Annotated in this window: 27 protein-coding genes and 4 pseudogenes; 11 read left to right on the forward strand and 20 right to left on the reverse strand. The window is 38.4% G+C overall.

Going from position 1 to position 24,701, the window contains the following annotated elements:
• Nucleotides 1–135: 135 nt before the first annotated feature.
• The 10 genes and pseudogenes from EAE91_RS06585 to EAE91_RS24940 all read left to right on the forward strand — a co-directional run bounded on the left by EAE91_RS06585 (nt 136) and on the right by EAE91_RS24940 (nt 8,001).
• Entirely contained in the window at nt 136–1,686 is a 1,551-nt protein-coding gene (locus EAE91_RS06585) for a phosphoethanolamine transferase (RefSeq protein ID WP_214087784.1), read from the forward strand.
• A 40-nt stretch (nt 1,687–1,726) separates the two neighbouring features.
• Nucleotides 1,727–2,023 carry a GNAT family protein gene (locus EAE91_RS06590; RefSeq protein ID WP_214087785.1) on the forward strand — a complete coding sequence of 99 codons (297 nt, stop codon included), beginning with the start codon at nt 1,727–1,729 and terminating at the stop codon, nt 2,021–2,023.
• Between the two features lie 446 nt (nt 2,024–2,469).
• Nucleotides 2,470–3,042: a serine O-acetyltransferase gene (locus EAE91_RS06595; RefSeq protein WP_214087786.1), complete on the forward strand. Its 573-nt coding sequence runs from the start codon at nt 2,470–2,472 to the stop codon at nt 3,040–3,042.
• Between the two features lie 238 nt (nt 3,043–3,280).
• Nucleotides 3,281–3,628, forward strand: a pseudogene (locus EAE91_RS06600) (IS110 family transposase); the annotation flags it as partial.
• 268 nt (nt 3,629–3,896) lie between these two features.
• Nucleotides 3,897–4,063 (forward strand): annotated as a pseudogene (locus tag EAE91_RS06605) (type II toxin-antitoxin system HicA family toxin).
• A 24-nt stretch (nt 4,064–4,087) separates the two neighbouring features.
• Nucleotides 4,088–4,506 (forward strand): annotated as a pseudogene (locus EAE91_RS06610) (type II toxin-antitoxin system HicB family antitoxin).
• Nucleotides 4,507–5,278: 772 nt separating this feature from the next.
• A complete protein-coding gene (locus tag EAE91_RS06615) occupies nt 5,279–5,731 on the forward strand; it encodes an ATP-grasp fold amidoligase family protein (protein WP_214087787.1) in 453 nt (150 codons plus the stop codon).
• An 82-nt stretch (nt 5,732–5,813) separates the two neighbouring features.
• The gene (locus tag EAE91_RS06620) at nt 5,814–6,809 is read left to right on the forward strand and encodes a glycosyltransferase family 2 protein (protein WP_214087788.1); all 996 of its coding nucleotides are present in this window, start codon (nt 5,814–5,816) and stop codon (nt 6,807–6,809) included.
• Nucleotides 6,810–6,836: 27 nt separating this feature from the next.
• Nucleotides 6,837–7,736, forward strand: a complete 900-nt coding sequence (locus EAE91_RS06625; RefSeq protein ID WP_214087789.1) for a glycosyltransferase family 2 protein — start codon at nt 6,837–6,839, stop codon at nt 7,734–7,736.
• Nucleotides 7,737–7,911: 175 nt separating this feature from the next.
• Nucleotides 7,912–8,001 (forward strand): hypothetical protein, encoded by a 90-nt coding sequence (locus tag EAE91_RS24940; protein WP_214087790.1) that lies wholly within the window; start codon nt 7,912–7,914, stop codon nt 7,999–8,001.
• 72 nt (nt 8,002–8,073) lie between these two features.
• Here the strand turns inward: EAE91_RS24940 and EAE91_RS06635 are convergent, their stop codons facing one another.
• The 3 genes and pseudogenes from EAE91_RS06635 to EAE91_RS24100 form a co-directional block, all read right to left on the reverse strand.
• The gene (locus EAE91_RS06635) at nt 8,074–8,991 is read right to left on the reverse strand and encodes a GNAT family N-acetyltransferase (RefSeq protein WP_214087791.1); all 918 of its coding nucleotides are present in this window, start codon (nt 8,989–8,991) and stop codon (nt 8,074–8,076) included.
• A gap of 192 nt (nt 8,992–9,183) precedes the next feature.
• Nucleotides 9,184–9,561: a type II toxin-antitoxin system HicB family antitoxin gene (locus EAE91_RS06640; protein WP_214087792.1), complete on the reverse strand. Its 378-nt coding sequence runs from the start codon at nt 9,559–9,561 to the stop codon at nt 9,184–9,186.
• A 24-nt stretch (nt 9,562–9,585) separates the two neighbouring features.
• A pseudogene (locus EAE91_RS24100) lies at nt 9,586–9,751 on the reverse strand (type II toxin-antitoxin system HicA family toxin).
• Nucleotides 9,752–10,060: 309 nt separating this feature from the next.
• Between EAE91_RS24100 and EAE91_RS06645 the strand changes: the two are divergent.
• Nucleotides 10,061–10,606, forward strand: coding sequence for a hypothetical protein (locus EAE91_RS06645; protein ID WP_214087793.1), 546 nt, complete (start codon nt 10,061–10,063; stop codon nt 10,604–10,606).
• A gap of 195 nt (nt 10,607–10,801) precedes the next feature.
• Here EAE91_RS06645 and EAE91_RS06650 read toward each other — a convergent pair whose 3' ends face one another.
• The 17 genes from EAE91_RS06650 to EAE91_RS06725 all read right to left on the reverse strand — a co-directional run bounded on the left by EAE91_RS06650 (nt 10,802) and on the right by EAE91_RS06725 (nt 24,327).
• Nucleotides 10,802–11,428, reverse strand: coding sequence for a tail fiber assembly protein (locus tag EAE91_RS06650; RefSeq protein WP_214087794.1), 627 nt, complete (start codon nt 11,426–11,428; stop codon nt 10,802–10,804).
• Nucleotides 11,428–12,930 (reverse strand): tail fiber protein, encoded by a 1,503-nt coding sequence (locus EAE91_RS06655; RefSeq protein ID WP_214087795.1) that lies wholly within the window; start codon nt 12,928–12,930, stop codon nt 11,428–11,430. Before EAE91_RS06655 ends, EAE91_RS06650 begins: the two co-directional genes overlap by 1 nt.
• A gap of 2 nt (nt 12,931–12,932) precedes the next feature.
• Nucleotides 12,933–13,505 carry a DUF2612 domain-containing protein gene (locus EAE91_RS06660; protein WP_214087796.1) on the reverse strand — a complete coding sequence of 191 codons (573 nt, stop codon included), beginning with the start codon at nt 13,503–13,505 and terminating at the stop codon, nt 12,933–12,935.
• The gene (locus EAE91_RS06665; RefSeq protein ID WP_214087797.1) at nt 13,502–14,695 is read right to left on the reverse strand and encodes a baseplate J/gp47 family protein; all 1,194 of its coding nucleotides are present in this window, start codon (nt 14,693–14,695) and stop codon (nt 13,502–13,504) included. The genes EAE91_RS06660 and EAE91_RS06665 overlap by 4 nt, the downstream gene beginning before the upstream one ends.
• The gene (locus EAE91_RS06670; protein WP_214087798.1) at nt 14,688–15,035 is read right to left on the reverse strand and encodes a contractile injection system sheath initiator; all 348 of its coding nucleotides are present in this window, start codon (nt 15,033–15,035) and stop codon (nt 14,688–14,690) included. Before EAE91_RS06670 ends, EAE91_RS06665 begins: the two co-directional genes overlap by 8 nt.
• On the reverse strand, nt 15,032–15,787 hold the full coding sequence (locus EAE91_RS06675; protein WP_214087799.1) for a phage baseplate assembly protein V: 756 nt from the start codon (nt 15,785–15,787) through the stop codon (nt 15,032–15,034). The genes EAE91_RS06670 and EAE91_RS06675 overlap by 4 nt, the downstream gene beginning before the upstream one ends.
• Nucleotides 15,784–16,740, reverse strand: a complete 957-nt coding sequence (locus EAE91_RS06680) for a phage protein (protein ID WP_214087800.1) — start codon at nt 16,738–16,740, stop codon at nt 15,784–15,786. Before EAE91_RS06680 ends, EAE91_RS06675 begins: the two co-directional genes overlap by 4 nt.
• A gap of 203 nt (nt 16,741–16,943) precedes the next feature.
• On the reverse strand, nt 16,944–17,120 hold the full coding sequence (locus EAE91_RS06685) for a hypothetical protein (RefSeq protein ID WP_214087801.1): 177 nt from the start codon (nt 17,118–17,120) through the stop codon (nt 16,944–16,946).
• A 93-nt stretch (nt 17,121–17,213) separates the two neighbouring features.
• Entirely contained in the window at nt 17,214–17,750 is a 537-nt protein-coding gene (locus EAE91_RS06690) for a hypothetical protein (RefSeq protein WP_214087802.1), read from the reverse strand.
• A gap of 438 nt (nt 17,751–18,188) precedes the next feature.
• Nucleotides 18,189–18,494, reverse strand: coding sequence for a phage baseplate plug family protein (locus EAE91_RS06695; RefSeq protein WP_214087803.1), 306 nt, complete (start codon nt 18,492–18,494; stop codon nt 18,189–18,191).
• On the reverse strand, nt 18,479–19,084 hold the full coding sequence (locus tag EAE91_RS06700) for a phage baseplate protein (RefSeq protein WP_036780999.1): 606 nt from the start codon (nt 19,082–19,084) through the stop codon (nt 18,479–18,481). Before EAE91_RS06700 ends, EAE91_RS06695 begins: the two co-directional genes overlap by 16 nt.
• A 2-nt stretch (nt 19,085–19,086) precedes the next feature.
• Nucleotides 19,087–21,138, reverse strand: coding sequence for a phage tail tape measure protein (locus EAE91_RS06705; RefSeq protein WP_214087804.1), 2,052 nt, complete (start codon nt 21,136–21,138; stop codon nt 19,087–19,089).
• Nucleotides 21,128–21,253: a DUF6889 family protein gene (locus EAE91_RS24945; RefSeq protein WP_376744719.1), complete on the reverse strand. Its 126-nt coding sequence runs from the start codon at nt 21,251–21,253 to the stop codon at nt 21,128–21,130. Before EAE91_RS24945 ends, EAE91_RS06705 begins: the two co-directional genes overlap by 11 nt.
• Before the next feature lie 77 nt (nt 21,254–21,330).
• Nucleotides 21,331–21,741 (reverse strand): phage tail assembly chaperone, encoded by a 411-nt coding sequence (locus EAE91_RS06710; protein ID WP_214087805.1) that lies wholly within the window; start codon nt 21,739–21,741, stop codon nt 21,331–21,333.
• Nucleotides 21,742–21,855: 114 nt separating this feature from the next.
• Nucleotides 21,856–22,296 (reverse strand): DUF3277 family protein, encoded by a 441-nt coding sequence (locus tag EAE91_RS06715; protein WP_040153957.1) that lies wholly within the window; start codon nt 22,294–22,296, stop codon nt 21,856–21,858.
• Nucleotides 22,297–22,305: 9 nt separating this feature from the next.
• Nucleotides 22,306–23,775: a DUF3383 domain-containing protein gene (locus tag EAE91_RS06720; protein WP_214087806.1), complete on the reverse strand. Its 1,470-nt coding sequence runs from the start codon at nt 23,773–23,775 to the stop codon at nt 22,306–22,308.
• Nucleotides 23,776–23,778: 3 nt separating this feature from the next.
• On the reverse strand, nt 23,779–24,327 hold the full coding sequence (locus EAE91_RS06725) for a phage neck terminator protein (protein WP_422615660.1): 549 nt from the start codon (nt 24,325–24,327) through the stop codon (nt 23,779–23,781).
• Nucleotides 24,328–24,701 lie beyond the last annotated feature (374 nt).

Consider the following 24,701-nt stretch of genomic DNA (forward strand, 5'->3'; position numbering starts at 1 on the left):
TCACATGATGAAAAATACATAGTATAATATTAACCGAAATTTCGGTTTGATGAAGAATTTGAATCTCCGTTTTTCTTATTTTTCGAACGCTAAACTACGTTTTACCATTACACGATGTCCTATTGATAGATAAATATGAAATTTACAAAAAACCACCTAATCAAGCTATTACCAGTTTTTGCACTCTTCATTTTTTGCCTCTTAGCTCATATGGCTTTAGGTTATCGCTTAAAAATAGCGTATGTATTCGCTATATTCTTTATTTTTCTATTGCTAAACAAGGTAACTGTGGTTTACAGGACCCTGCTTATCGTTCTTGGTATAGCAACACTCGTTTATGCCCCTATCGGGCTTACATATGGATCACCAAACTTCAACTCAATTCTTTCGTTATTCTATACAAACGAACAAGAAGCTAGTGAATTTATCTCTTCTATTCCAGTTGAATATTATCTTTTTAGTACGTTTATCCTGATCTCTTGTTTGTTCTCTCTGAAAGTAAATATTAATTTACATAGAAATATTAACATTTTTCTATTCTCTTTTGCATTAATTACGGTAATACACCATCCTTTAAAAGCTTTTATACAGGGTGAGGAATTCAATATCCTTGACTCTAGACTTCCTGAAATTAGAGCGGTTAAAGATGTTACTACCAACTTTATAAGGGTAAAAAGTGAATATAAAAAAATGCAACAAATACTAAGTGAGAAAGATACGTGGGGAACGGTATCGACAGAGCTAAAATATAGCACCTACATTGTTGTGATTGGAGAAAGTGTACGTAGAGATTTTATGAATGCATATGGATTCCCGATACACAATACTCCTTTTATGAGCACTGCTAATGGAACGCTTTTTACAAACTATATCTCAGCAGGTCCATCAACCCAGATATCATTGGCAAACTCACTGGCAATGGTCGAAGATGGTAAAAATATTTTAAGCAATAATATTGTTACATTGGCGAAAAAAGCTGGTTTTTATACCTACTGGATATCAAATCAAGGTTCTATGGGGGTATTTGATACTCCGGTTGCTAGCATGGGAGCAAGGGCTGATTCTCCATTATTTATTAAAAAAGGTGAATCCAGTTCTGGTCTTAACAGAAATATGCCTGACACAAATATAATACCAATTGTGAAAAAAGCCTTAGAGGATAAGAAAGAAAAGAAGCTAATTGTTATCCATTTAATGGGTTCTCACTCCCCCGCTTGTATCAGAACAAATTATGAATACAAGGTATTCTTTAAGTCAGAACAAGTCTCTTGCTATATACAGAGTATTAAAAACACTGATGACTTGTTATCAATAATTACTGATGAAGCACAGAAAAATGAGAAGAGTTGGTCTTTGATGTATTTTGCTGATCACGGAGTATCTTTCTTTGAGAAAGATAGTAAGAAGATGAGGCTTGCTCATAATGATAAATATAAGCAAAATTATCAGGTTCCTATGTTTATTACATCTTACAATGATACATCACGTAATATCCTTAACGTTCAACGAAATTCAATGAATTTCTTAACCCTATTTTCAGAGTGGACGGGTATTAAAGAGTCTACAATACCTGAAAATTGTAAAATGTTGTCACATGAAATATGTGAAAACCAAGATGATGTTCTGAACTTTAATAATAAAGTCATGAAATATAGCTCATTACCGGAAGATAAAATTCCTGAATGAATCTTTATATTATGAACTATTTAATGGATAAAAAATTTAGATGAAAACATTACTATCTCTAGTTGGATGGGAAGAAACTAGCATTGACGATTATTGTGAATGTTACCATATGTACGGTGGAGAACTGGCAGCACATCCAGTTGTTTTAGATTTCATTCATAAACACTTTAAATGTGATGAAAAGTACTATGTACAGAGGGATTTTAATAGGTTATTGACCGCCGCTATATGTGCATGGGGAGAGAGGTTCTTTGCAAATGATCCTTGTACTCCATTATCAAAATATATCCGTATAGCTATTCCTAATGACGAATTAATCATCCCCGCTTCTCCGTAAGTTAAATTTGTATTGCCTATTAAATCAAAATTTATATCTTCTTTAAATAGAAAAAATGTAATTAACTCGACATATATACCCAATGGATTTCAAGATACATCGCGACAGCAAGGGAGAGAATCCCCGGGAGCATAGATAACTATGTGACCGGGGTGAGCGAATGCAGCCAACAGAGAGGCAACTTGAAAGATAACGGGTATATACTTGTGTAAATGTACCGTAGTATTCATCTAGAACATCCAGTGTTTTGCCGTTGCAGCGTGTCGTGCAAATTGCAACAGTGCGTCATTTGATGATAAAATTTCCATGCTGCATTTTTTATCAAAATATGTAGATTTACTTTAGAGTAAAGGGGAGCTTTTAGAGTTTGGGCGTGATCAGCTATGATTGAGCTATTTAAATAGGATTGATGTTTGTATACTCACCACGAATTATTGGAGAATATTATGGATAAGTACAACTATTCTAGCATTGAACACTTAAAACGTTGTCTGATGGTAGAAGTGGTATGTTCTGATATAAAAAAATTCACTTGGGGCAGAGCAATACGGCGTACATGGCAATACCCTAAAAGGAGATTCAACTTCTGGTGGCGAATTGCTAATTATCTTTATTTGTCTAATAAAAATCCCAAATTAGCAGAATATATAAATAACAAGCTAAGATCTAAATACGGTTGCGATATTGGCCTTGGTGCTCACATTGGCGTAGGACTGAGCATATCTCACTATGTTGGACTAGTAATAACTAATAGAGCAATTATCGGAGAAAACTTTAAAGTAAGACAGAATACTACTATTGGTGTGCAATCTACTTATAATGATGGTGGTGTTACCATAGGTGATAATGTTACTGTAGGTGCAAATGTTTGTATTATTGGAAACTATATTACCATTGGTGATAATGTATTGATTGGCGCGATGTCTTTTATTAACAAGAATATTTCATCAGATTCGATATGTTATACTCCTAAATCTGAAAACATTAGAACAAATACAAAAAACACATCTCTTCTTTAAAAAAATTTCTATAAATTCTCAAACAGGCGGATTCGACTAACAAGTGTATTTTTAAAGAAGTGTGGTCAGTTTCTGTAGTAGCCATCTTTCTCGCAAAAGGAAAAATGTAATGAACGCATCCCAACTTGTAACAATGGAGAAGATTTAGGCGGGTGAGTGTGATTCCTCGTAGATTCCCTGCATCATTGTGCCCAATATGGGATGCATAAAGCTTCCTGTTGATTGAAGGAACCACAAGATGAAATATCCCCCTGTAAGCGTCGATATTGCAAAACATCTTATACAGGCGCATTTCATTGATGAGAACACCGGTGAAATTGTTGACAAGCAAATTAAGCGGGGGCATTCCTGACCTATTTCAGTCATCGGAAACTCTGTCTTTATCGGCATGGAAGTGTGCGAAGGTGCTCAGCGCTGGGCACGTGAGCTCCAGAAGCTAGGACATCAGGTCAGGTTGCTCAAGGGAAAATTCGTTAAGGCATTTGTGATGGGCAACAAGAATGATGTAATGGATGCCCGGGCTATCTGGATGGCGGTTCAGCAACCCGTAAAATCCGTTGCCGTCAAAATAGAAGAACAGCAATCAACTGACGGCAATCTTTGTCAAAGCAGCTTTTAAAAAGCATTCAATGGGATGCAATATAGTAAAAATCGGGTGAATCTGGATATTAATGAATAACCAATAATGATGATTGAGAAAGAAATATATTGACCGTGATGTAATTACGAACAACGCCTGAATGGAAAACATACAGAAAATTAGCATCACTTTGCGTTTTGACGTAAGTTCATTTGAGATAAATAAAGTTACTTTGTGTGTATGCGTGCATATGTTGATGCCGGATTGGGAAGATATGAAATCGACTGACCTGATAAAAGAGCTGATTGTCGTTGGATGCGAACTTAGAAATCATGCGGAAGGAGTCACCAATAACCGGAAAGACATTCCCGATTCCATATCCCAAAAAAGATCCTGCCTATCTGTATTGTCAAATCTGTAAAGAAAATGGCGAGAGTTTAATCCCCGCCAATTTTGGAGGTCATCATGTTTTTCTCAGTAGGTATTGAGTTGCCGAAAGATGAAAACACAGAGTATGCTTTGGTCATTCCTGCGCTGTGTACCAAAGATTATGGCTGTTTTTCTGCCGCTGATCATAAAGAACATTGCGATAATGGCTCGTGAGGTTATCTTGTTGACAGTATAAGATATGATCGTAAATAGTAGCGAAATTGGACACATTCAGGATGCTGGTTTATGCAAAAAACACAGAATATCAATACATTAATAACTGGTTTGTTATCGACGTTGATTTGTCTGAATTTTCGGGAAAGTAGCAGCCTATGAATATTTCACTGCCTGATACGTTCATTCAATATATTGATAATTGTGTCAAAGAAAGCCTGGCACAATATCGAGACCAAAGTCACTTTTTAGCAGAAGCAGCAAGACATGAACTCAGCTAATACTAAGCACACGGATGCGCCTAGTGTTACACTCAATTGACGCTGTTTTAGTTGATATGTGATTTCGCCCGAAGGCTCATGCTTAGTAAAGATTAGAGTAACTGACAGATGAAAGTTAAAGGTATTCTATTTTTGGAAGCAAGGGGGGGAAGACTTCTCATCCCTCAGAAGTTTAGACCATTTATAAAACGGATAAACAGGAAGAGGTGCTTTACGAACTAACTCCAAGAATGAAACAGAAAGCAGGTATAATAGTTCGCAGTTAGCTGAATGACAGGGAATTACCCCACCAGAAGTAGTTAAACTTTACCATCCCACTTATCATCGATACCATAGGGAATGTTCAACGAATATTTAATACACTTATATATGAGATTTTTGACTTTGGAAAAAATTTATTGTACAACAATACGTTAGAGTAAAATAAAAAGTCGTAGAAAGGTAGTATCATTAGAACAGATATTATTCATTAATTATTAGGAATAAAAGCAATTTTGATTTAAGATAGCTGTATCAGTTCAACTTGCCCATCAACCTCAGAGTGGCGACGCATAAGGATATCAAAGCAGTGAATGAACTAGAATATGTATACACATCAGCTTCTATCACCTCAATCTCGTGTATTTAAAAATAAGAAAGGAGAACCTCGGAAGCATCTAAGATACAGGAGCTTATGTGGGAAAATTTGTTAAATTATTTACCCTTGAATTTCATGAAGGAACAAAATATCGTTTTTCTAAATGCATCATTATGGTACAGGACTATGTTTTATATGAATAAATATCTAAAAATTTTGAGAAAAAAATTAATTTATCATGGATGTGGTGTTTTCCCGGAATATGTAACCAAATCAATTTATAAAAACAGGTCGGAAAATAAACTTGATTTGAAAAAATCAACTACATTTAATGATAAATTACAATGGCTTAAACTGAATAAATACAAAGATAGTAAATTTGTTACTATTTTTGCTGATAAGTTTACTGTAAGAAATTACATCGAAGAAAGAAACTGCCAAGAAATATTAACACCAATTTATGGTATTTGGGATAATTCTAGTGAAATAAATTGGAGTAAATTGCCTAAAGAATTCATAATGAAGTGTAATCATGGTGCGGGTTATAACATAATATGCAAAAATAAAGATCAATTAAACATCAATGATGCAATTAATAAGCTAAACTTATGGATGAAGAATTTAATAATGAAAAGCGTGATAACATAGATGAAATAATTGGTGAGCTTATTAAGCTTGATTTAAATGACAGACAGCCAATTTAATTGATTTTAACATAGTAAGATAAAATATGTCACATAAAGAACCAACGATATCCGTAATAATGTCCGTTTTTAATGGAGAAGAATTCCTATCTGAAGCGATAAATTCCATTTTAGAACAAACGCTTAAAGATTATGAATTCATCATAGTTAACGATGCTTCAACTGACAAAACTTCCAATATACTTTCAGAGTTTGCTGTTAAAGACAAAAGAATAAAGATAATTAATAATGTCAAAAATATGGGACTGGCTCGCTCACTAAATATTGCGATATCAGAAGCAAAAGGTAACTTTATTGCCAGAATGGATGCTGATGATTATTCATATCCAGATAGGCTATTAACACAATATAGATATATGAGTAAACACCCTAATACTATTGTTTGTGGAACATCAATGAGAACATATGAAGAACTTAGAAATAAAGTTCCTCCTCTGAGCCATGAAGAAATAATTTCAAGCATTGCATTCGATTGCCCATTTTACCATCCTACTGTGATGATTCGAAAAGATATTTTACTAAAATTAGGTATAATCTATCCTGAAAGTTATGAAAAAGCACAAGATTATGGGCTATGGACGGAATTATTTTTAACTTCAATTAATAATAATCATAAGTTTATCAATTTACCTGATATATTGTTGAAGTATAGAACACATCCAAATAGAAACAGAAATGAATATTTTAGTGAGCAAGAATCTTATGCTGCAAAATCTAAACTTAAATTAACACGTGCATTAGGCATTGATATTGACATTGAAAATATTATAAAAATAAACTCTTCAGAAAAACTATCATCAAATGAAGTTATTTATTTAAATAATATATTAAAAACCATGATAAATAAAATAAATATTTCTTTACCGGTCAAATGTAAAAATAATATTCAAAAAATTCACATAGCAAAAAAATTCAAATTATATTCCAGAGCTAATACTAATGACTTATTAGGTCTTTTTCTAAAAATATATTCTAGATTTTTATATTTAACAAATAGAAAAAAAATAAAGTCAGTACTGTAATATTATAAAGCACGATGGAGAACTACTATGAAATATATATTATCTATTATTGTTACTGCACACAATTTTGAGCCATTTATTTCTAAATGTTTAACTAGCATTCAGAAATGTATTGAGACATATTCTAATGATATAGAAATCATATTGATAGATGATAAGTCAACCGATAACACATCTAATATCATGATGGACTTTTCCAATTCAGTAAAATCTTCTAAGTATATTAGAACTGAATTTGGGAATATAGGAAAGGTAAGAAACTACGCCATACAAAACTGCAATGGTCAATATATAACATTTATTGATGGAGATGATACTTTACCTACATTTGACGTAAACCAAGTGATAGGATTCTTAGTGTCAAATGAAGTTGACATTCTAATATCTAGGATTAATGATGTGAAAAAAGGCTCTGACTACATAGAAAAATCAATTTTTGCATCATCAACAAAGTTGACACAGCACAAAGCTATACAAGAATTCTTAATTCATAAAAAGTTCCAAGCGCATTTATGTAGTAAATTTTTTAGCAAAAAATTATTTAATAACCTAAAGATCCCTGAAATTTCATGTTATGAAGATGCATTTATATTTCCTGATTTATTGCAAAAAAGTAGTAATATCTATATAACAAATTCTGTATTTTATAATTATATAAAGCGTAATGATAGCCTATCAAATAATATTACTAATCAGAAAGCTGATATTATGGCTGATGTAATTTCATATATGAATAATAAATTTGGTGATAAATATCAAAACATTGTTGCAACCCATGCTATTGAACATCTTTTAAAGAACAGAAACATACTATCTTCTGAGAAGAAATTATCTCTTAAAGCTATAATCAAAAATACAAATAAATTCTCCTTTTTTATCGATCCGAGCGTGAGGTTTAGTTTTAAAAAGAAATTACTGAAATTATAAAAAGAAGGCTATGCATAGCATAGCCTTAATCATAATTTTTCTATTCTAATTTATCGATTTAACATAAGAATTAATAATTGTAATCACTGTATTTGCACCAACATTTTCTGTATTGCTTGAAATTTTATGGCTATGTAGTTCTATTAATATGGTCACCAGTGCGCACACACATACTATGAGTATTGGCATTGGCGTTCATTCCCATTCTATTTCCGGAACAACAACTAATATAGGTTCCAAAGCCGCAATAAACATAGAAAATTAACATGTAAAGCTGATGAATTGATATCGGAATATATGATACTAATAATTACTGCCCTATTTAAGGGCAGAATTACTATGGAAAAATTAATCGACCAACGCTTTCTCTGATACACCAGCGATCTTTATATTTGTAAGTAGGTTTTCCAAATGAAAAACGCATTGCCTTATTTTCTTCGTTACATTTTCTCCATGCATTTTGCGTGTTCAGCCACATTATTATAGTTCCTACAGACAATTTGGCTAATTCTGTATTTAACCCAATATTTATGTAATCAAAAGTTGACCATTTTGGATTATCTGATTTCATTATTAGCTGAAATGCTGCTGGTTTCCCTTGATAAAAAAGGATACTACCAAACACCATACTACGAAACTTTTGGATGAATTTTATATTTTCTTCTCTTTGACCTGGATATACACCCCTGCGAATCTTGAAGAGTTCAAAATAAATATCTACTAATTCAGAGGCACTATATTCACGTTGGTCTATTATCTCTCCTCCTTGCTCAAGGAATCGTCTAACTTCTCTTTTCCTTGAGTTTTTCGTACTGGATGACATCATCTCTGGATTCTTTGCCAAACAAATTTGTCGTCTGGCATTCAATTTGTAAGTAACATTCATAATCGAGCTTGCGTTTATCTCTGATATAATTTTACCTTTAAAAGGAAGTAAGCTTTTTTTCTCAGTAGATAAAGGCAAAATTAACTCATCTTTTGGCACAGGCAAATTGAGATGTTTAGTAATTTCGGAAGTGAAATAATCATTAGCCAGATATTTATTGTGCCATACACATAAGGCTCCTGTAAGCTCACCATTCCCATTAGTTCTCACAAAGAATCGTTCTCTACATTCTGCGTGTGAGTGCAAATAATTAAGGACATCAGGGTGCGTTGAAAAATTGCCGCCAAACTTTTTATAACAATAACGGTATTCAGATTCCCCCGCCTCTGACCATCCTGAAAAATGAGTCGTTATGTTTAGAATATTCAATGATGCTACCTCTATATAAATCTAAAATGGATTGTAATGATGGTAATCTCCATTTTTCACAGTGATAAATACAACACATGTCAAATGTTTCCTACGACATATTAGACTGTTTATAGTTATAAAGCCACTGCTATTCGGCGGCAAATATACTATGTATTAGCAGTGATTTAGGTAATCTGTGTCAATTACGGGTCAAACAGCCCTGTAATTACTTTGGTTGTTTTGGTCATATTGTGCCGGGCTTTCTTTGACACGATTATCAATACGCAGTTGCTTTCCGGAAAATTCAGATAAATCAACATCAATAACAAACCAACTATCAATGTATTGATATTCTGTGTTTTTTGCATAAACCAGATAGCCTGGGTCCTTGATTTGTTCAATGGCTCTACTGTTTGCAACCATATCTTCAACAGTTAACAAGATAGCTTCACGTGCCATTATCGCAATGTCTTCTTTACTATCAGCAGCAGAGAAACAGCCATAATATTCGGTACACAACGCAGGAATAACCAAACCATACGCGGTATTTTCATCTTTCGGCAACTCAATACCTACTGAGAAAAACATGATGACCTCCAAAGTCAGCGGGGATTAAACTCTCGCTATTTTCTTTATAGATTTAACAATACCGATAGGCAGATCTTTTTTGGGATGCGGAACCAAGAATGTCTTTCCAGTTATTAGTGACTCCTTCCGCATGCTTTTTAAATTTGCATCCAACGACAGTCAGTTCTTTTATCAGGTCAGTTGATTTCATATCCTCCCAACCTGACATCAGCATACGCACGCATACGCACAAAGTAAATTTATTTATCTCAAATGAACTTGCGTTAAAGCGCAAGGTGATGCTGATTTTCTGTATGTTTAGCACCCAATAGTTGTTCGTAATTGCATCGAGGTCAATATATTTCTTTTTCAATCATCATTTTGGTTATTTATTGGTACTCAGAGCAGTCCGATTTTTACCATATTGAGTCCCATTGAATGCTTTTTAAAAGCTGCTTTGGCAAGGATTGTGGCGAGTTAATGGATTATAGAAAACATTGGTTTAGTGGAAACCGTGAATTTGGCAAAAAGTGCATATCCAAAATCCGGTGGTGTTTTGGATGGGTATGTGGATGCAACAGGGTCTATTTCCGGTAGAGGTATGTATGAATATCCAAGTATTCGTGTCTATAGCGCTGTAAACAAACCGTCACCGGGCGAGCTCGGCGCGTATACCACAGGTGAATGTGATGGGCGATTTCAACTTAAGGGAAATTACGCTCTAGCTGGGCAGTCATACACAAAGTCCGAATCTGACTCTCGATATTTACAAAAAAATACTGGGGTACTCAGAACACAGGAGACAGTTATCTGGTCTGGCTGGGCTGGGGTCAATGCCACAATAAGTACCAGTAGCGATATTTTAGGACGTTTAGTTTATATAAGATTTGGAGAATGGTCGCAGAAAGGCTGGTATTTCCCAGTGTCAATTCCAGTGACTATTGGTAGGATAGCGGTATTTACTATGATGGGTAATAACTGGCTGACTATCCGTACCACTGGAACCCGAAGTTTTGTGATAGTAGCGACTCCTATTTACTGGGATCAAGTGATTATTAGTGAATAAAATGAAAAAATCAAATACAGTAATCCGATTTCAAACTGAATATCTCATCACAGTTACAGAATAGAATGTGTTGTGCAGATACTAGACAACCTAAAAAACCAAAACAATATCAGGGCCAAATGGCCCTGATATTGCAATGAATTTGGTTACTCCATAATTCTGAAATAGCTATCCTTAAACAAAGCTGAGATTAACTTATTTTGGTATTTCTGGCCATTCAATATCAGGAGCCAATGAAGTATCAATACGGTTCAGTAATACCAGATATTTTTTCCATTCAAGTAACAGTGTTTGTTCCTCTTCCGAAGCCAATCCAGTATCAACGGCATATTGGAGCAACGTAATGGTTTCATTAGCTTGTGTACACAGTGTGTCACGCAGTTGTTCTGCCTGCTCAATCTCACTGTGTTTTATTGCCGCTTTGTCAGTCACCCACTTTGAGCCATCCCATCGATCAAAATGAGTCGTAGGTTGTTCGAATGTCAGGATTTCTGGTAGTTCACCCAGCTCAGTGATTTCTTGCGGTAAGCAAGTTTGTGTATTGTAAGCCGTTTTTCCACGGTAATCGGGTACAATTTCCCAGTGATTTCCGTTTGCTGTACGCCTGACAGCCAGAGAACCGGATTCAGGAAGTATCGGAGCATCTGTATAGGAACTGGCCGGTATTCCTATCCCCTCCATCAGGTATTCTGGTGTCGCGCCGAGAAATTCTCTTGAATGAGGCGCTGCATGGTAGATTGTCAGCCAGCCCGCTTTTTCTGCTAATCCATCTTTACCTAAGATTGCTGTTTCTGGTTCTAAAGAATATTTTTGTTCAGTCATTATGCTGCTCTCACTATGTAGTTAAATGCAATATTGCGGGGTCGTGTTTCTGCGCCAACAGTACCGTTGTTTGTAAATCCCTGATAATCACTGCCGTTATTTGTGAACGGCAAAGTTTGCTGTGCATCATCACGATACGAGCCGGGATGGCCGGCTAGATTTGTTACACCGAATGCTCCTTGCGCTCGACCACCGTGACCACCAAGGTGCTGGTGCCACTGAACTTGTTGTGGTTGCCATGACAAAACCCCACGACCACGATCTACACCACGCCCATCATCCCAACCACGGATAAATTCACCGCGCAAATCAGGAAGCACACCTGATGGGTAAGCTATAGCTAATTGTGGATATAGAGATTTATTAAATGATTGACCGTTGCATGCGAGATAGCCAGCAGGCACATTCGATAACGGCCACGGAATTGGAGCACCAACTGGGTGCTGCTTAGGCGGTAATACTGCACTTGAATAGACAATGTTCCAACCAAGCCAACTTTTTCCTGCATCCCACGATTGACGGATTGCGACTTCGCCGTGATGTGATGTGTATTGCTGCGCTATCGCCCCGGACGAATTCCGCACTTCAAGAAATCCATATGTGTACAAATTCGGAGGAAAATCTGAAACAGTTGACAAATTTGATACAGTAACTCGATAAAAACCCGTTGCTAAGAAATTCTGAAATTTTCCGCCATTACCCACCCATCCAAGTTCATAAGTACTTATCGCCCCCACATCCCCGGCATTCAAACTGACATCCCCAGTCAAAGGTTTCCCATTAATTTTCCGACTATTTGGCACGGCACTTTTTGCCAAATTCACGGTTTCCACTAAACCAAGGTTTTTTATAAACTCACTTTTATTAGGGATATCTGCTCCATTTTGGTTTTTTGCCAATCTGCTATTAGCATTATCTGTAGCCCTGTTCGCTTCATCATGAGCATTTTTAGCTGCTACGTTTGCTGTATTTGCAAAATCGTATGCTTCCTTAATTGCCTTTGGCGTCGCAGCTAAGGTTTCACTTGTGCTATTTGTCGCACTACTCAGTTGTACAACCCCCTTCTGAGTCAATGAGGCATTAGAAACACCACTCAATTTACTCTCAGCGATTTTTCTAACATCGTGAACCGCTTTCGGAGTCGCCGCTTGATCTTCTCTGTCCGAATTTGTCACGCTGTTGAGTTGCGATATACCTTTCTGCGTTAATGAAGCATCAGGGATTTCCGTAGTAATTTTATGTTTTAATGCTAAATCCAATTGTGCTACGAGTTTCTCCAAATCACCATCATCCATAACGTCTTCACCGGTTTTTTCCGCAATATATTTCCCTATCACCGCGGCAATAACCGAAGATTGGCGCCAAACTTTATTTAAGCGCTCACTCCTTGCTATTCCTGATTTAAAACCCTCCCCAATAAAATCTGAACTTTCATATTCTTCTTGTGACAAAGTATTCGCGTTTTCACCAATGGCAAATGCTTTAAACTCATTTTTAGCCATTTCTAACCCTCCACTATATGGTAATTAACCGTTATCCCCATAGGTTTAAGCGAGAGATAACCCTGATGGATGATTTCTTTAGTAATCGTACTGATTGATTTACCTTTTATAGTCACAGTGAATGACATATCCAAGTTATCTTCGAAAGATACAGATAGGCCATTATTTGAATGAATAAAACTCAGGATGTTATTAAACGACTCAGCCGTTCCATCCCAGTTATTCGCGCCTATTTTCGCTTTAATAACAACCCGATAATTATCATCATCCAGTTTGATATAACTTTTATCACTGTCAAATCGCCCTTTCCATATGCCACTATCAAACCCCAAGTCAGCAATATCAAAGGAGAAGTAATAGGACTCAATTGGGGTTTGGATCATGCGATTTCTTCCTACCCATTCCCCAATAATATCAAGCTGTTTGCCCACCGCTTTATCAAGGTCAAAACTGCTAATTAGTAAATCTGTTGTCAGCCCATTCTGGTTGAAAATATCAGTCACAGCTTCAAGCATCCTGACATATTTTTTACCTTCCATGTGATATGCAGGAATTAGCTTCATATATTTGTTCATTCGAGCACCGTTACTATTTTAATATTTTCAGGTGAACACGTCGGCGCTTGATTAAAAGCTATGTCAATGTTCGCCGTTCCGGTTGTCGATGCTGATTTTCCCACTGTCACAGATAATACTTCATATGTCTGTCCACCGTTTTTGTTACATAAGTTTGCCGGTACAAATAAGCGCGTAACATATATTCCATCACCAATATAAAGGGATTTTATATAGTTAGATATTTCATTACGAATATTATTACCAATATCTGATGTATATCCGATAAAGGGTTTAATGTGTATTTCAACGTAAATTGGCACCAGTGTAGGACGATAGAAGTTAATCGTTTTTTTATTGCCATAATCATCGGTAATCGTTTCAGAGGTGGTGCCAAATGTCGGTATACCCGGAGTTTTCTTTATCAAGATGGTCCGGGCAATCTCTTTCGAGTCTCCACCATCAATGACAAGTGCAATGCTATGAGCGGGTATGCCGTTCTCATCCGTTTTGTCCGAGTCGTTGTCATATCCCCGGTAACGTGAAACTCCATGCAAATTGGCAATTGCCCCCACCAATCCATCCATGATGGTTCGCGAAGGCAGCGCAACGGAAACCGCTTGCCGTATTCTCAGTTCTATATCGGTTTCAATTCCCCGACCAAGTGTAGCTGCAACCGGGTTCGTCACGGTTTGCCAGCCCAATGTCGGCGTAGCAATTTGGTTAACCGTGTGAGGCAATGCGCCAATAGCGCCCGATTTTTGACAAACCGCCGTCACAATTGCCTGCCCGTGTGTATCTATAATCACTTCATCCGGTAGCGACCAGGCGTTTCCCGCATCATCCCGGACAGAAGCGTTGCGAATAACCGTACCCGCTCGACCTGTAACCAAAACATCCACCGTTGAGTTACTAGAGCTTTTTCTGGTGATGCCGTTGATTTTGACATTGCGGGAAAGTCCTTCACCCACCGCAGTTGTCGGGCTAAATGAGTTATAGGAGGCAATGGTTGCGTTATTACAACCATGAATAACGTATGCTATCAGCGATAAAAAAACACCGTCTTTACTGTCAGATTCGATGTAAATATCGTCCCCATAAATATCCCTGAATATCGTCTTCCAGCTATTCAAGATGGTTTGATAATCAGGAGCATTGATCCCATTTTTATCAATAGCAGGTAACATGGTGTTGATAATACTTTCATACATCAGCAGTTACTCCTGTCTGGCCATAAATCGTGTCAATCGTGGCTGTAATGGTGATTTTTCTTGTTTCAGGGTTTCTTGCACTACGGTATTGGGTAATGTGCTCTACACCCGGCGTTTGCAGTATTCGTTGTCTAATAATCAGGTCATAAAAACCCGATGTGCCTTTACCCAATACTCTGTCGTAATCTGTCCCCTCCCGGTCATCAAGAAACCATTCTCCACTACGCAACATCAAGCGAGTTTTCACCGCTTGTGCGACCGCTTCCGGTGAATTGATAAGAAAACCCGCCTCTCCACGACCAAATACATAGTCGTTGTCAATTTCTCTTCGATATCTCATTGAGGTTTCCCCGTCTTACCGCCACCTGATTGCACACCACTATGTACATGGTTTTTAAGGCTAATCCCTGCCGCTGTCACATCATGACTCACCGTGACAGGACCTTGCATGGTTGCGGTGCCACCACCAGCGCCCATTCCCTGTGATAAGTTGCCGTTAATGGTGACGTTGCCATTTAGGATGATGTCAGGTGAAGTGATTTCAGTGCTGCCATTGGCAGTAGCCGTAAGCTTCGTCGGTGTGACAACCGTGATGTTATGACTGTTGGGATCGAGTTCGATATACGCCGTACCATCATCACTTCTCAGTTGCGCGGCGTGAGTGCTGATATTAGTTATTTTTTGTTGCTGAGATTGTGGGCCAACAATCGCAAATCCATCGGATAGGTTATGCTGCCTGGGGTCCACCGGCTCTTGTACACCGCCAGATTGCCACCAATAATCAATGCAACGATCAGCAAATACGACTAAGCATTCATCACCGGCTCTTACCGGGAAGGTTAACGTCACGCCACCTCCCCTTGGGAATATAACCGGCACATCCACTAATAGCGGTAAGGATACCGATTCCAGTTCCCCATCTTTTTGCCTGATTTTCCATCTAATGGCCGGTTGCGCGGTTACAGTTACCGCATCAGCATCAAATGATTGAATAATGCAAGGCAAGGAGACATACAATCCGGCGCTAATCACTTCTTGCATAGCAAAAAAGACCGCTTCGGGTCTATTGAGTCGTTCGTCAGTATTTATCATTCGCTCTCTGCCTTATCCTTCTTGTGAGTTGATTGATTCAGCAAAGTATGATCACTCTTGGCGATACACATTATTGTCATGTACCACTCTGTTTCGCGGGTATCGCCGGAGTACTCCACATTGAAGGCAATGTAATCACCGTCAGCGTCCAACATTGCCGGTTGTGTTTTTGCATCCTTATGATCGCCAGACTGAGCAGCTTGTTTAGTCGCCGGATCAACTGGTTTGATTGAGCGATTATCCAGTCGGATTAATGCACCCGGGCGGATATTCGGATTAATTAAGCATTTAACGTTAATACCTGAGCCAATAGTTTGTTCAGGCATACCAATAAGACCTGTTTTTGATGTAAGGACAATGGCTTCAGTTAAGTATTTATTTTTGGGTACAATATGTAACTTGTTATCTTCATAGCGCCAATTAGCATCACATTGTTTTGCCAGATTAGAAACTTCATTGCGGTGCATGCCAAAAAGTACTTTTCCCCTGGGTGATGCTGATTTACTGAATTCAGGGCGTAGACCTGCCGTAATGCCATATTTGGCAATATCACGCATTAGCAAATGATCTAAATCTGCTTGCGAATATCCAGCCGCAATGGTGGTATTTACGGTCGAGTAATTGTGGGCTTCATCCCCGTCCGCTGCATGAATCACAACACAAGTATCCATTGCGTTGTCTCTTTTTACATATGTGTACTGAATTTGGCCTGAGAATATTTGTCCTGAGTTCTCCTTGTAACCCGCCACAAATTTGATCTTTTTAAATTCATTTTTACGTAATTTATTACTGGTTTCGTTATTGAGGTTATATATAGTAAAAATACCGGTAGCAGGATTGGAAGATTCCGTTCTGCTAATGTTAAATGTGATTTTCAGATCTGATAAATTTACTTTTTCGCCATCTTTGTCTACAACGATAAGGTGGCATTCTCTTATCCATTGTTTTGACATAATTCACCTAATTAATAGAAATAAAAGAACCGCAATTAAGCGGCGTATGTAATAAATCATGTGAAACTAAAAATTTTAGGCTTATAAACGACAAAGGGCACTATTACTAATGCCCACTAATCAGGATTATCATCACCTCTTTACTGTATTTGACTTCCTGCTGCCAAAAATCTTATCTCCCCAAAGAGACATATTATAAAAACTTATGCTACCGCTTTTTTACTACCGCGCAACTTTCCCTGCTGTTCACAACATGCAACCTTGCATTCAAAAGCGTTTGGAGCTGCTTTCTTCAAAATATCAACAGCCGCCCCCATTCTTGCAAATACACCTCGTGTATCGAACCTGACTTCTTTCTTGGATACGCTTTGCTCTTTCATATGTACCTCTCAGGGAGTCTCTCTAGCGCTCTTTATTAAGGATAATCGTCATATCACACTAACAGGCCCATCTATTATTTTCATAACAAAATCTTATATCGTCATTGCAAATTCATCAAAGGTTGCCTGTAGCCCATTAACATCTGAAACCATAATATATCCGCATTCATGCATTGTAAAACCAAAGCTCGCATAGTAATCACACAACTCTGAAACAGGTTCCATAATATAAACACCTTCAGCTTCTACCGCCACACTAAACAAATATGCAGACATCAAGGTAAGGAGAACCATGCGCCCTGTTAAAGGATGGTTTTTATCATTTCTAGAAAAACTTTCAATCATGTGAATTCTGAAAATTTTATCATTGACACCATACAAGCAAAGAGCCGCCCCAGAAGGAACTACTTCTATTGCTGTATTCACTAATTTCACACAAAATTCAAACCTATCAGGATTATTTCCATATTCTGTTAAACCAAACTCCCATTCCAATGCACCAAAACCACCAGCGAGAATTTTAAAGTCCTGATCAGTGATAGAACTTACAACTAATGGCAACCCTTGAGAATCAAGGATTAATTGCAGATTGTTCCTCACTAATTGACCAATCTCTTCCAGAGAAAGCATATCAAGATCCTTTAGATAATAATCTAATAGTTACATACAATGATTATCTATCCTTTCTCAGGAAATTTACACATTATCCCAACATTCACTTAAAGGTATAGATTCTTTTCCATCAGGTAATAAAAGATAATATTTCTTGTAAGATCCGCATTATCCACAACATTAATGTTCCTGTAACCTTAATATTTACTAGAACCTACAAAATCAATCTCATTTCCTAACAAGTAAAATAATATCGCAAATCACACCTGTTTTATTATATACAATTCATATCACCCCTAAAATAAAACATTCAATACATTCAATACATTCAATACATTCAATACATTCAATATATTCAATATATATTTTATTACCGCACAAAGATATAGCCATTCTCGTTATTGGGCACAATTTTTTATCATAACTACTTTGAAATTATATGTTACTCTCATCAAGTTAACTTACTACAAAGTATAACCTGTCCTCTTTACCAAGATTATTCCTGAAAGGTTTCTCCTGATTTATATCACCATAAAAAATTAATGAGCCGTTAAAGCCAAGATGACGATATTGTTCCAGTAAATCAACCCCAAAAACCAACGGCAAACCTGTGACGATAAGTTCGCTGTCCGGCGTCATAATATCCAAAATCCAACCTGCAATATCACGCCACATTAATCTCATTTTGTAATTAATGCCATTTAGCTGAATATCGAATTGCTGATTTTGAGGTGACAAAGGAATTTCTACAACCCTAGCCATTTCTTACCTCGCTCTATAATAAAATCAAGAATAATTTTTGGCATTGATGGCTTCACCGTGACTTTGGCTCCCATATTAACGACAGGTGCTGTATCTTCAGGGTTTTTCATATTTTCCGCCGGAGCAGCTTTATTCGGTGACGTTTCAACAATAACAATTTCACGTAGGTTTAAAACTACCGATAAAACATTTTCACTGGTTTTATCCGTTGTGACACTGATATCTTTAATCAACATATTTTTATATAAGCGCTTTCCCGTTACGACATCAAACGGTTTATGTGATGCTCTCAGGTCAAGTAACTGTTGATATATATCACGCGGACTGGTTCCAAGGCTCAGTCCGGTAGATATATCAAATACCTTTGTTGTATCAATAATATCAAGCAGCGAACCACCACCCGCGAAACCTAAATCCATTCTCACTTCTGATGGGTTGTCATAAGCATGATCACTGAATGTCACCCCCTGCTGAACCGGATGATCAGTGATATTCGATACATCGGTATGGGTTTCTGAAATAACGACACTCGGTACAATAACACCTATCTTTCTCTTTTGCTGAGAAAACATGACTGATAATATATCCATTGTTATTTCACCTGTGTTTGCATATTTCTAAGCAGCATACTGTAAGTACGTTCTACCGTTTCTCCGGTTAGTCTTGCTGCTTCTCTAGGGGATTCAACACCGTTGACTTCAATATGATAATTGACCTCTCCTATTCCCGGTATATTATTGCCGGCAGATATTGGTGCACAATGTAATAAAGCGGGTGTAAGTTTCTGATGATTCATCATACTGTTGATATTTGTCACCGCACCGTTGATCATTCGGTGATCAATGGAAATATTCTGCAAAGAGTGAGCGACATGATTTAAATGTCCAACCAGTTTTGTTGGTTTATTCGCTGGCGATGGCACTCCAATAATCGCTGTTTTGGTATGCTCTGATAAATAAGGATTATTACTACTTTCTCCCACCATCATGTTATCAATCAATCTTTGTATCACATCAGAATTAGCCAATTTCATCATGCTGACTTTAGGATTATCTTTATTAACTGGCTGATTATTTTGTCCATCTGTTACCGCTTTATCTGACTTTTGCATGACTATAGGAGCATTACCAGGAGTATCTGCTGCAAATTGAGAATGTCCTTTCGGAAGGGTACTTTCTTCACGTTTATCTACCCAATTCCCTTTTTCATCCCAATAGGCATTACCTTCCCCAATCATAGCAGCACAAAAATCATGCCAAGTTTTCGCGGTCCTAATTCGCTGAAAGTAGTCATATCCACCAAAAGTCCGATTAAGTGCTTTATCGATATATGGCTCTGATACAACAGCAACCGCCCCTGCAACTCCCGCTTTACCTAACATTCCACCTCTGGAGACAGATTTTGACACTTTAGCCAAATTAAGAATCGCGCTTGTCACACTGGATATTCCTTTGATCATCTTCGCAGCCCATGTCACTGCAATGAAGGTCGCAAATCCCTTTAATACATTTTTCCAACCGCCAACGGCCTTAGCCCCCTGATTTATCCAACTAGAGATTTTTTCAATGGCTTTAAGGAATTCATTAATAGAGGGTTTCCATTTATCCCAATCAATAAAATGCTTACCACCCTCTTTCCAAACCTTATAGTCTTCATAAAGCAAGAGCAACGCCGCTGACAGTGCAGTAATCATCCCTATCGGCGAAGTCATAAAGGCTGTATTTAAAATTTTCCACGCAAATAGTAAGCCGCCTAGTGCTTTAATAAGCGTTTTTGTACCGCCATCCAGTCTGTCCCACCAGCCAATTAAATCACTAATCGCTTCACCGACGCGACTGACCAATAATGTTATATCATCAGCCAGATTCAATATGACATTCATTACACGAGTAATAACCTTTTCTATTCCAGGGAAATTACGCAGGATAGTTTGTTGAAATGATTCGACTCGTCCAGTCAATCCCCCCGCCAAATCCGCACCTATTTTTTCTTTTATCATCCCAAACAAATTATCTAAAGCATTCATGCGCGCTATAAATTGGTGAGATTGCTGCGTTGCTTTAGTTGGGTTATAACCTATGGTTTTCGTCATGTCCTGATATTCAGAGACATATTGACCAATCCCACGACGCATAGCCATCAAGGTACTTTCATCAATACCCAGTTTGCGGGCGTATCGATTAGCACGATCCATCGGCATTTTCGATAACTGTTCACCCACCTGCGCCACCAAAGATGCTGTATCCCGAAGGTTGCCATTTACATCTCGGGTTTGAACACCAATGTTCCGCAATAATCCTTCACCACCTGGATTTTTATGTAGGAAATTGGCAACGCCCTCAAGAGATTGATTAAACCCTTCAACACTTCCGCCTGCTTGACTGACGGCATAACCAATGGCTTTAATTTTTTCAGCCGTTGCACCTGTTTTCTGTGACTGCCAGTAAAGTTTATCCAATCCGTTAGCAACTTGAGTGGTGAAATTAATAACCTCTAGTGCTGCGTTTTTAATTTCCTCCCCCATTTTGAGAACATTAGCCGTGACTTCAGTAATAACAGCCATAAATTTACGCTGTCCGGCCTCATCAACATCAAACTTAAGCGATCCCAAGAAATCTTTAGTTGTTTCAACGTCATTGCTCATTTCGCCACCTCTCTATTATGGCCTCATTTTCCGATTTAACATCAAGGGCATCATTCATCAATGCAATATCAGCCAGATCAAGAACGCTATTTTTCAACGATTCATAACGGCACATGCCCGCAATAACCGGGCGTAACAGATAATCACGCCCTTTCGGGAGGGTTTCAAAATTTAAGCTGACTTGTCCTGGAATTACACTGCGCTCTCTAATGGGGCGGGAAAAAAATTTCCCAATGCGTCCCGAATAATAAAACCGACAATTTTCAGCAGTTCGAAGCCGTTGATGTCATCGAACATCAATACCTGTCCATCAGGTTCATAAATCCGACTCCAGATACCATTTTGTTCACGAGAAACCACCGATAAGCAAATATCATTAATTTCATGCCGGTTTAATTTTCCTAACGCGTTGATGGATTCCACCAAATAAGGGAGTACTTCTTCAAAGCCAGCTATCCCATCATCACTTTTAGCTGTCACGATCTTTTTCATCAGCGGCCCAAGTGCCGGAATAGCCGGTGCCAAAGCCACCGCTAAATCTTGTTGCTGAAAAGCGTTCAATTTACCACTGCGATATTTTTTGCCATCAATTTCAAATTCCATGATCACTTATCCTCAAGCTCGCTCAAACTGCCGCAGCATAAGTCCGACGTAAAAATACAGACAAATGCTGCGGCAGATTTAAAGGTGATTTAACTGTTTGTGAAGGAAACGGGATTAGAATGTGCCTAACATAATGTCGATTTTTCCGCAATCAAATACCCAAGCAACGGTATTACCTGCTTTGCTATTCTGCAAATCCGGTTGTTTCTGAAAGGCAACGGAACGTGCAACAGCAATGTCGTTACTTTGTTTATTGCGAATAACAATCACGTTATTACCCCATGCCGCCGACGAAAGTGATTGCGCACTAAGCATCGCGTTCAATTTGGCGTTTACCGAACTGGTCTTAAGTAAATTCACCGTGATAGTTCCTGACTTGGTTGCATGCAATGAATGCATGACTTCCCCATCTGCACCGGTGGTCATGGTGTTTTTACTCTCCGACATGGTGACGGTAATTCCCTCATCCGAGAGTGCGGCACCGTTGCCAAGATCAAAAGAACCACCGACTCCAGTAATAGAAGCAGAAACATCAAGAAAAGAATATGTAGCCATTTTCAACCCTTATCTGTTTACATTAATAATGACATCAGCGTAGTGAACAGCGCCTGCTAATTTGATTGCGCACTGAATAACCGGTGCTTTTCGGGCCTCTCTATCAGCCTGTGCCTGCGTCGCAATTGGTGGTGCGTAAACGTAATAACCTTTAGTTAATGTTGCGCCCGTATCCAATGCGCCAATTGGATCGCCACCCCATACGCCATGAGCGATTAAGCCGTTTGTCACCGCCTGAGAAAGTGACTGTTCAATGTTGGTGATTAATCGTGTGACACCTTCATCAGTCTGTGGGATCTTGCTGGTACTGGTGTAAAGCAGGTTATAAAGATTGTTCTGAACGTAGTTCTGCAACCAATCCAGACCGTGGCGCTCATCAATGAAATCCCCATTCGCCATGACACCTTCCTGAATAATGGCAGTATCATTGCTGTATTTAACAAAAACGTTGCCATTCATCCTTTTCAACACATTAGCTTGCGTTGCGGTGAGGTTTTCTGCGGTTACCGCGGGTTCCTGTTTAAATTTCAAGGTTATGGTGGTGTTATTACCGTTGAAATTGACCGTAAACATACGTCCAAATAGAGAAGCAACGGTGCAGGATTTACCGGTTGAATATTGCCAAAGTGTGCGTTGATAGTTTCTCTCTTTTAATTTTGAGCCGATATCAGTTTTAACATCAGCATCCAAGACATCCGCTTTTTGCACTGTATGTCCATAGATACGGGAAACAGATGCAGACTCAATGTAATCAGCAACAGAGAGAATATCTTCATCCGTCAGAGAGTCATCAGCGATAACCAACCCATACCAGCCACTAGATACCGATCCCAATGCTGCCACCGCCTCGGCAATGGTTTCTGCTTTGGTAGATTCGATAGCGGTAGCTCCCGATATTTCGTCCAGTTTTAATAAATCACCAATATAAGTTCCCGTCGTTGCTGGTGAAACATAGCCAACCGCACCTACAGAATTCGGCATAATAGCGAAACGCGAAGAAGAACTATCATATGTGACTGAACAATCTTTTAACTTATCCGCTATCCGTTGGGCCACGCCATTAAGATTGGTCTCTTTACTCAAATCAATGCCGCTGTATACCGCTTCTTTATCATTAATCGTCAATTTAAAAGAACCATCGGTGACGGCAGTAAATTTGCTAATCATTTGCTGCGGTTTAGTCAGTGCTGTCCCTTGTAAAGAAGAGACCACATTGTCCTTAGCCCATCGACCAATATATAAATCAATCGGACGGGGTGACTGGGAATAATAAAGCGCCGCAGCCTGATACTCTGGTGAACTCAGTCCAAAATCAGCACCGACACCATCAATATCTGAATACCGGCGTAAACGTTCGTGAGGGTTGATCACGTTGCTTGCACCGACGATCAGTAACGCCCCAAAGTTCCGGGATTGAGCCGCATGAGGAGCCATATTCAACGTGACATTGATAATGTTTGAAACAGGTAAACCCTGCATAATTTAATCTCCTAAGAATTTGACAGGCGCTTCCACCAGTGATTTAACACCGTATTCACGCACCACTTTTCGCCGCAAGGTGATCGTCATGTCATAACGACGCACCCTCTGGTTATTGATAAGTTCCGGTAAAGAAGTCAGCCGACTGAGTTTGTCTACTGAAAGACCGAAACGTTCTAATTCGTCATTGTTCTGACTGACCACCACTCCGTCACGAAAACGAGCACCGTACCGCTGGCTGTTCGGGCCATAAAAGGAAATCAAGCACACAATTTCTTCATGACGCCATAACTTGGTTCCTTCATCAGTCTGTTTCTCAAAAGCAGGCGAGGCATCCGAAATAAAATCCGTGATAACAAAATCACACCAATCATTATCTGCCGGTAACTGAGGCGGTTGTGCTAATGCCCATCGAGAACGCACTTTATCGTCAGGTAAACCAGAAACACCTCCCAACCAACGACTCAGCATGTGCTCCAACTCATCATCGTACTCAGGCCCAGACGTGACAGGTGTTAACCAACCCGCTTTATCACTACCGTTACTCATCAAAAATACCTCCATCAAACAGCAATAACTCACCTTGCGCCTGGGTAAACTAAGCTCTGTTGAAGGCTTAGTTCCCAACATCAAGTGATGATTGATTCAATAGGGATACCGACCGCGAAAAGGTAAAAAAATATGCGTAAGCGATTCGCGACGAAAAATACGAAAAAGGCCGCAACACAGTGCGACCTTCGACAATTATGATTTAAATTTTTGCTTATTTATCAGAGTGCAATTAAGAAGATACTTAAGGTTCACTCATACCAAATAGAGTTGAATCGGATAACAGGAATTTTTTAAACCGAATTTGATGGCTTAAATCCTAATTTCCCCCATTACCCTGCAATATCCAAATGAAAAAAGCCCCGACATTTCTATCA

The sequence above is a fragment of the Photorhabdus noenieputensis genome (assembly GCF_018448935.1).
Taxonomy (GTDB): domain Bacteria; phylum Pseudomonadota; class Gammaproteobacteria; order Enterobacterales; family Enterobacteriaceae; genus Photorhabdus; species Photorhabdus noenieputensis.